Origin of the sequence: uncultured Polaribacter sp. (assembly GCF_947495205.1) — a bacterium.
Taxonomy (GTDB): Bacteria; Bacteroidota; Bacteroidia; order Flavobacteriales; family Flavobacteriaceae; genus Polaribacter.
This window is the reverse complement of the sequence record NZ_CANLXV010000003.1, coordinates 274,386-281,840: the sequence shown is the minus strand read 5'-3', so window position 1 is coordinate 281,840 and position 7,455 is coordinate 274,386. Positions and strand designations below refer to the sequence as shown.

Annotated in this window: 7 protein-coding genes; 2 read left to right on the top strand and 5 right to left on the bottom strand. The window is 30.1% G+C overall.

Annotated features, from left to right (window positions below; genetic code table 11):
* Positions 1 to 170: 170 nt before the first annotated feature.
* From Q0762_RS04555 to Q0762_RS04535, 5 genes are all read right to left on the bottom strand, one after another.
* Positions 171 to 680, bottom strand: a complete 510-nt coding sequence (locus tag Q0762_RS04555; protein ID WP_179314801.1) for a DUF4411 family protein — start codon at positions 678 to 680, stop codon at positions 171 to 173.
* Positions 680 to 1,852, bottom strand: coding sequence for an XRE family transcriptional regulator (locus Q0762_RS04550; RefSeq protein ID WP_298764116.1), 1,173 nt, complete (start codon positions 1,850 to 1,852; stop codon positions 680 to 682). Before Q0762_RS04550 ends, Q0762_RS04555 begins: the two co-directional genes overlap by 1 nt.
* Positions 1,853 to 1,921: 69 nt before the next feature.
* On the bottom strand, positions 1,922 to 2,821 hold the full coding sequence (locus Q0762_RS04545; protein WP_298764114.1) for an EamA family transporter: 900 nt from the start codon (positions 2,819 to 2,821) through the stop codon (positions 1,922 to 1,924).
* A 244-nt stretch (positions 2,822 to 3,065) separates the two neighbouring features.
* Positions 3,066 to 3,440 (bottom strand): DUF2237 domain-containing protein, encoded by a 375-nt coding sequence (locus Q0762_RS04540; protein ID WP_298764111.1) that lies wholly within the window; start codon positions 3,438 to 3,440, stop codon positions 3,066 to 3,068.
* Position 3,441: 1 nt separating this feature from the next.
* Entirely contained in the window at positions 3,442 to 4,182 is a 741-nt protein-coding gene (locus tag Q0762_RS04535) for an arylesterase (protein ID WP_298764109.1), read from the bottom strand.
* 24 nt (positions 4,183 to 4,206) lie between these two features.
* Between Q0762_RS04535 and Q0762_RS04530 the strand changes: the two genes are divergently transcribed.
* Entirely contained in the window at positions 4,207 to 4,902 is a 696-nt protein-coding gene (locus tag Q0762_RS04530) for an ABC transporter ATP-binding protein (protein WP_298764107.1), read from the top strand.
* 37 nt (positions 4,903 to 4,939) lie between these two features.
* The gene (locus Q0762_RS04525) at positions 4,940 to 7,432 is read left to right on the top strand and encodes an FtsX-like permease family protein (RefSeq protein ID WP_298764133.1); all 2,493 of its coding nucleotides are present in this window, start codon (positions 4,940 to 4,942) and stop codon (positions 7,430 to 7,432) included.
* Positions 7,433 to 7,455 lie beyond the last annotated feature (23 nt).

Sequence of the window (7,455 nt, the reverse complement as noted above, 5' to 3'; positions counted from 1 at the left end):
ATTTCAGTACTTTAATTTACTAAAAATCTATCTTTTTTGCTAATAAAATCTATCTAAATATTAATCGAACTCGGGTTAGTAAATAATTACCGACCAAGAAAGTCTGCGAGGACTTTCGCAAGTAGGCAAGAAGCCAGCAATAAATTATATACGGTGTTAGCCATCTGGAATTATTCCGATTTACAAGTAAATTTAATATTCAAATTTCTAATAAATTCAAAATCATCTATCCACTTAACATTCATATTGTCGCAAACGTGAGGTATTTTAATTTTCGTTTGTTTTTTAAAATAGTCTTTCGTTTCTTTTGTAACTACGATTGCATTTTCTTTCATAGCGTGTGCAATAACCCAAGGGTCAGCTTTTGAGTGAATTCCGTTACTTGAAACTAGGTATTTATGATTTGGATTAGATGAATATATTTGTTTTAGGTGATTTGTTACTTCTCCATCAATTTTTCTAATTGGAATATCACTTTTCTTTAACCACTCTGATAGGTTATCTTCTCCACTCTCAATTTCTTCGTAAACTAATTCTGGAATAAATATTATTCCCTTTTTACCTAAATCATTTAATACTTCCCAATACGATGGACAAATTTCGGGCGAGTAATATTTTTGCCAAGCTTGAATTAGAATATTAGCATCAATACAGTAAACTACTTTTTCATTTTTAAACATTAGGCAAGTAGTTTTTCGAATTTTTGAAATTTATTTATCTGAGTATTAAGCAGATTACTAGCAGTTGAAGGTGATAGTGAGCCATTTTTAAAAGAGTCCATCACTATTCTTGTAAATAGTTTGCTGTTTTTATTTAAACGAAGTAAATAAGCATCAGGACCTCCTTTTCGTTCTTTTTGTTTCTCTTTTTTAATTTTTTCTCTTTCTAAAAACTTTTCGAATTCATTTTGAGCATGTTGTTTTAAAGACTTGTATTCGGATTGAGAAATTAAATTTAAGTTTAATGCACGAACTAAAAAAGCAAACGAACTTATTCCAAGTTCTTTTGATTGTTTAAAAATCTTATTATTTGACTCAAAAGTATCATTTCCAAGTTGAGTTATTAATTCTTTAGGCATTAATGCATTTGCTGCAACTTGGTTGCAAAATAACTCTACAGGATGAAATTTTGATTTTGGTTTGTCTATAAAATCAATTTCTATTTCATTTGATACACCTGATTTTGCTATCCAAATGTGAGCTAATTCGTGGACAAGCGTGAAAAGTTGTGGTGCATTCCAGTTTTTTGAGTTTACAAAAACAAATGGTGCATATTTATCTGTAATTGCAAATCCTTGAATTAAATCTTTATCTAAAACTAATCTTGAGTGTAAGAAACTTGCACGAGAAATAAATATTCCTGCACTTTCTGCTTTATCTATCCATTCAGAAATAGGTGTTTTTTTATAATCACTCGGATTAATCTTTAAAGTATCTAAAATGTCTTTTGCAACAGTCTCTGGATTATCGTTAATGGAATACTTACCAACAAATGGAAGTGTACTTTCTCCTATTTCTTCAAATAGTTGACTTATCCAATTTTGTTTTTCTTGAACTTCTCGGATTATAAATAAAGAAGCTGTATCTAATTCCTGAGAGTCATCTCTTCTATAGTCTTGAAGTGGATGAAAATCTTTTGGTATTTCAGGCAAGAAAAATAACGAAAAAGGTCTTCTAAAACTTTTCGCTAAGATTTTCGCTTGTCGAATAGTTGGAAAATCAACTCCATCTTCCCAAGTTAAATATTTTTCGGGTGATACAGAAATTTTTTTGGCAGCATCTTCCGCAGAAATTTTAGCGGACTTTCTAGCCCACTTTAATATTTCAGATGTTATGAATGCTTTATCAGCCATTATTTTTTTCTACAAAGGTAAAACTTTAAATTGGAACGTAATTTTTTTTTGCTTGTGGCTAAACTTTAATTAAGAATACAAAATCAAAAAAACACCTAGTAAAATTCCAAAAAGAGGTACTAATTTTTTACGTTTATTTTGTTCTTTAAATAACAAACCACCAACTACAACAGCAATAATTAACTGACTCCTTTTTATGGCAGAAAGCAACATAATTAAAGCATCTGGATCTTGTAAAGCTTTAAAATAAAAATAATCTGCAGTTTGTAGTAAAACACCTACACCAATAATTGTCCACCTAAATTTAAACGCTTTTCTTTTTTCTGGATAAGGAAACCAGGTAATACTTAATATGAATAATAAAATTAATATGGTATAAAAACAAAACCAAAACTGCAACGTTTGCGGATTTAGTGCCAAAGTTTGTACTAAAAACTTATCATACAAACCACTTAAAGCACCTAAAAAAGTTGCTCCAATTATGGCGAATATCCATTTATTTCGTTTAAAAATAATGCCTTCCTTTTTGCCAATTTTAGAATACAATAAAACGGAAAGTATAATAACAAAAAAACCAATCCATTGTAAAAAATTAGGCGATTCTTTATAGATAATTATAGCACCAATAAAGGTGAAAAAAGGACCTGCAGATCGTATAGGTGCAACAATTGTTATAGGTAAATGTTTTAAAGCTTGATAAGCTAAAACCCAAGAACTGGCCATAATCATAGATTTTATAAAGATAAAACCATGTGTTTTTAATGGAATTGTTTCAATATAAAAACCAAGTTCTTTGGTAGCATCAGGATAATAAATAGAACCTATAAAAAAAGGAACAAAAACCATAAAACCTGCTAAAATTGTTCCCAACAAAACAGGAAAAACTTCATTGCCTTGTACCGCATGTTTTTTACACAAATTGTGCAAACCTAAAAACAATGCCGCTAATAAACCTAAATACATCCACATAATGCGCGCGAAGATACTTTATTGAAATTTTGTAAACTGTATAATTCTTAAAATAAAATCAATTTTTTAAATTGGTCTTAGTTTACAAATAAGTGGCTACTTAAAATAAATTAAATAGGGAATTTGCATATTAAATATTTTAAAAGAAATAAATGCAACTCATAAAATAAAAGAAATGGAAGAAACTTTGGGCAGCCTTTTTACACTTGATATAGCATATTAAAAAACAAAAAATAAACGAATGCTAAATACTATATTTTTGTAAACTTTCTAGAGAAACATATTTTAAAGCGGCTTTGTGAGTTGCTTTTAAATCTACCAAAGGTGCAACCCCAGCTTTTGCAGCTTCTTTCCATCTAGAAACACACAAACACCATTGATCTCCTGGTTTTAAACCAGGGAAATTATAAAAGGGTATTGGTGTAATTAAATCGTTTCCTTTAGATAAAGAATACTTTAAAAATTCTTCGGTAACAATTGCACAAACCACATGTGTGCCAGTATCTTGCATGTTGGTATTGCAGAAACCATCTCTAAAAAAACCTGTTTTTGGGTTGCAAGAGCAAACCTCTAATGGTGTATCTAATACATTTAAAACTCCGTTTTTAGTATTTTTCATGTTACAAGATTTCTTTTAAAATTATCCAAACATTTTCTGCTAAAATGCTGTGTCCTTCTGCTGTTGGGTGTATGCCATCCGTTTGATTTAAAGCTGCAATACCGCCAACATTTTCTAATAAAAAAGGAACTAAAGCCAACTTGTTTTTTTCTGCAAGATTTGGAAAAATGTTTTTAAAAGTTGTGGAATATTCTGGTCCCATATTGGGTGGAATTTGCATTCCTGCTAAAATAATCTTTGTATCAGGATATTTGCTTTTTACACGATCTATAATCACTTGTAAATTCTTTTCGGTTTCTGCTAAAGGTAAACCACGCAAACCATCGTTTGCACCCAATTCTAAGATAAAAATATCTGGTTTTGTGCTTAAAACCCAATCTATTCTATTTTTACCACCAGCAGTGGTTTCTCCACTTACGCCAGAATTTATAACTGTGTATTTTAATTGTAAACTGTCTATTTTTTGTTGAATTAAACCAGGAAAAGCATCGTTTACATCATCTAAACCATAACCTGCCGTTAAACTATCACCAAAAAAAATAATCTTTTTTGAGGTAGTTTTTGTAGACGTTATAACTTCTGTAGCTTGTTTTGAATCTAACGATAATTTATTTGGTTTGTTAGTTTCGTTTTTACAAGAAATGAATAATATCAATATAGAAAAATAACAGAATTTTAAGAAAATAACTCGTTTTAAAGCGCCTTGTTTCATTTTCAATTGATTATTTTTCGATGTGTTCATTTTTACTTCAAAATTAAGAGATCAATGTCAAAGATATTAAAGATTCAGCAGTTAGAGAAGACTTACAGCAGTGGTTCTAAACAATTAACAGTTCTTAACAATATTTCTTTTGAAGTAGAAAAAGGAAGTGTTTTTTCTATAGTTGGTCCTTCTGGAAGCGGAAAAACTACGTTGTTGGGTTTGTGCGCTGGTTTAGATTATCCTACAAAAGGAAGCATAGAATTGTGTGGCACTAATTTGGAAAACTTAAATGAAGATGAAAGAGCTGCACTAAGAAATAAAGAAGTGGGTTTTATTTTTCAGAATTTTCAATTGTTACCCACTTTAACTGCATTAGAAAATGTAATTGTTCCTTTAGAATTACAAGGCGATAAAAATGCAACTAAAATAGGAATGGAATTGTTAACCAAAGTTGGTTTAGCAGATAGGTTAAACCATTATCCAACACAATTGTCTGGTGGAGAGCAGCAAAGAGTTGCTTTAGCAAGAGCATTTGCCAACAAACCAACTATTTTATTTGCAGATGAACCCACAGGAAATTTAGATGAAGAAACTGGCGAAAAAGTAATTCAGTTATTATTAGAATTAAACAAAGCTTCAGGCACAACTTTGGTAATTATTACACACGATTTAGAATTGGCGAATAGAACTCAGCAAATTTTACGTTTAAAAGGTGGTAAAATTATTGCAAACGAAAAAACTTCTCATATTCATGCATAAAAATAATGTAAAAACACCTTTTAGATGGCTTTTAAAAATGGCTTGGAGAGATGGTAAAGCAAGCATTTCTAGATTGCTATTATTTATGGCATCTATTGTTTTGGGTATTGGCGCTGTAGTTTCTATTCAATTGTTTAGCAATAATTTAAAGCAAAACATTAAAAATCAATCAAAGGCTTTAATGGGCGCAGATTTTATTATTGATGCTCGAAAAACTCCTTCAAAAAAAGTTTTAAAAATTATAGATTCTTTACATGCAGATGCTGCTGAAATCAATTTTGTTTCTATGGCACTTTTTCCAAAAAGTGAAAGTACAAAATTAGTAAAAGTTAGAGCTATGGAAGGTAATTTTCCGTTTTACGGAAAGTTAACTACTGTGCCAGAAAATGCAGGAGAAAACTATCAAAAATTAGGTGGTGCTTTGGTTGATGCCACTTTGTTGTTACAATATAATTTAAATCCGGGTGATTCTATAAAACTGGGTAAAGTTATTTTTCCTATTATTGGTGCTTTAAAAGCAATTCCTGGTACTACAGCTATTTCTTCATCAATAGCACCAACAGTTTTAATTCCTTTAAACTATTTAGAAAAAACCAATTTATTACAATTGGGAAGTAGAAAAGAATACCAATATTTCTTTAAAGCACCAGAAATGGATTTGGAGTTGTTAGACAAGGAACTAGATCCTATTTTAGATGTAGAAAATGCAGATTTAGATACCCATACAAGCACAAGCCAAAGGTTAGGGAAAAGATATGATAATGTTGGGCGATTTTTAAATTTAGTTGCATTTATTGCATTGTTATTAGGTTGTATTGGTATTGCAAGTGCTGTGCATATTTACATTAAAGAAAAACTAAAAAATGTTGCTATTTTAAAATGTTTAGGTGCTTCTAGAAAACAAACTTTTATCATTTATCTTTTACAAATTATAGGTGTTGGCTTTGTTGGCGGTTTAATTGGTGCGTTAATTGGTGCAAGCTTACAATATGCATTTCCTTATATTTTACAAGAGTTTTTGCCTTTTACTGTAAAAATAAGCATTACCTATCAACCTATTGTAATGGGAATTATTTTAGGAATTTTAATGTCGGTTTTATTTGCACTTTTACCTTTATTAGGCACTTGGTATGTTTCTCCTTTAGAGGTTTTAAGAGGACAAGAAGAAAAGCAACAGAAACCAAAAAAAGCAAGAATAGTAGTGTTTTTAACCATTTTATTATTCATTTTTTTATTTTCTTTTTGGATGTTAAACGATGCCAAAAATGGATTTTTCTTTACGTTGACAATTTGTGTAATATTTGCAATAATTACAGGCATTTCAATGCTTTTTATACAATTGGTTAAAAAGTATTTTCCTACTTCTTGGGGTTTTGTAAGCAGACAAAGTTTATTGAATCTTTTTAGACCAAACAACCAAACTTTAGTGTTGGTTTTGGCTATTGGGTTTGGTACATTCTTAATTAGTACCTTGTATTTTAGTAAAGATATTTTATTAGCAAAAACAAACATCAACAGTAAAAAAACAGAAGCAAATATTATTTTGTTAGATGTACAACAAAACCAAGTAAAAGACTTGGTAGCTAATTTTACAAGTAAAAATTTTGAAGTAATTGATAACATCCCCATTATTACCATGAGAATTGCAGCAATGCAAGGTAAAACAGCAAATGAAATTAGAAAAGATACTGCAATTAGCATGCGAAAATGGATGTTAAATAGAGAATTTCGTGTTACGTATAGAAATGAATTATCTGAAACAGAAGAAATTATTTCAGGAACTTATCAAGGAAAAAAGAAACCCAATACACCTGTTTATGTTTCTATTTCTAATAATTTGGCAAAAGATGCCAATTTAAAAGTAGGAGATGCACTTGCGTTTAACATACAAGGTTTGTTTATGGAAACCATTGTGGGTAGCATTAGAAAAGTAGATTGGAGCAGCATGCAAGTTAATTTTATGGTATTGTTTCCTGAAGGAGTTTTGGAAAACGCACCACAATTTAATGTAATTTCTACTTTTGCAGAAACTGAAGAAAGTGCAGCAGCACTGCAAAGAGATTTGGTGCAAAAATTCCCCAATGTTACTATTTTAGATTTAAGACAAGTTTTTACCATTGTAGAAGACATTTTAGGCAAAGTTACATGGGTAATTAATTTTATGGCATTTTTTAGCATTCTTACAGGTTTTATTGTGTTGATTGGTTCTGTTAGAAATAGCAAATATCAACGGGTAAAAGAAAGTGTATTGTTAAGAACCTTAGGTGCAAAAAGCAAACAGATTTTAAAAATAACGGCTTTAGAATATATCTATTTGGGCGTTTTAGGTAGTTTAACAGGAATTTTACTTTCCTTAATTTCCAGTCAGTTGTTGGCTACTTTGGTTTTTAAAGAACCTTTTGTTCCTTCTGCAATTCCGTTTGTTGTTTTTTTACCAATAATTACACTTTTAGTCGTTTTTATTGGTTTAATCAATTTAAAATCTGTTATTAAAAGTCCGCCTTTAGAAGTATTAAGAAAAGAAGTCTAAATTTTATAAAAAAGAGAACCCTA

What these genes read in the sequence shown, in the direction of transcription:
- Q0762_RS04550 (WP_298764116.1), bottom strand. Translation starts at nt 1,852, where the DNA reads ATGGCTGATAAAGCATTCATAACATCTGAAATATTAAAGTGGGCTAGA.
- Q0762_RS04535 (WP_298764109.1), bottom strand. Translation starts at nt 4,182, where the DNA reads ATGAACACATCGAAAAATAATCAATTGAAAATGAAACAAGGCGCTTTA.
- Q0762_RS04545 (WP_298764114.1), bottom strand. Translation starts at nt 2,821, where the DNA reads ATGTGGATGTATTTAGGTTTATTAGCGGCATTGTTTTTAGGTTTGCAC.
- Q0762_RS04555 (WP_179314801.1), bottom strand. Translation starts at nt 680, where the DNA reads ATGTTTAAAAATGAAAAAGTAGTTTACTGTATTGATGCTAATATTCTA.
- Q0762_RS04530 (WP_298764107.1), top strand. Translation starts at nt 4,207, where the DNA reads ATGTCAAAGATATTAAAGATTCAGCAGTTAGAGAAGACTTACAGCAGT.
- Q0762_RS04525 (WP_298764133.1), top strand. Translation starts at nt 4,940, where the DNA reads ATGGCTTGGAGAGATGGTAAAGCAAGCATTTCTAGATTGCTATTATTT.
- Q0762_RS04540 (WP_298764111.1), bottom strand. Translation starts at nt 3,440, where the DNA reads ATGAAAAATACTAAAAACGGAGTTTTAAATGTATTAGATACACCATTA.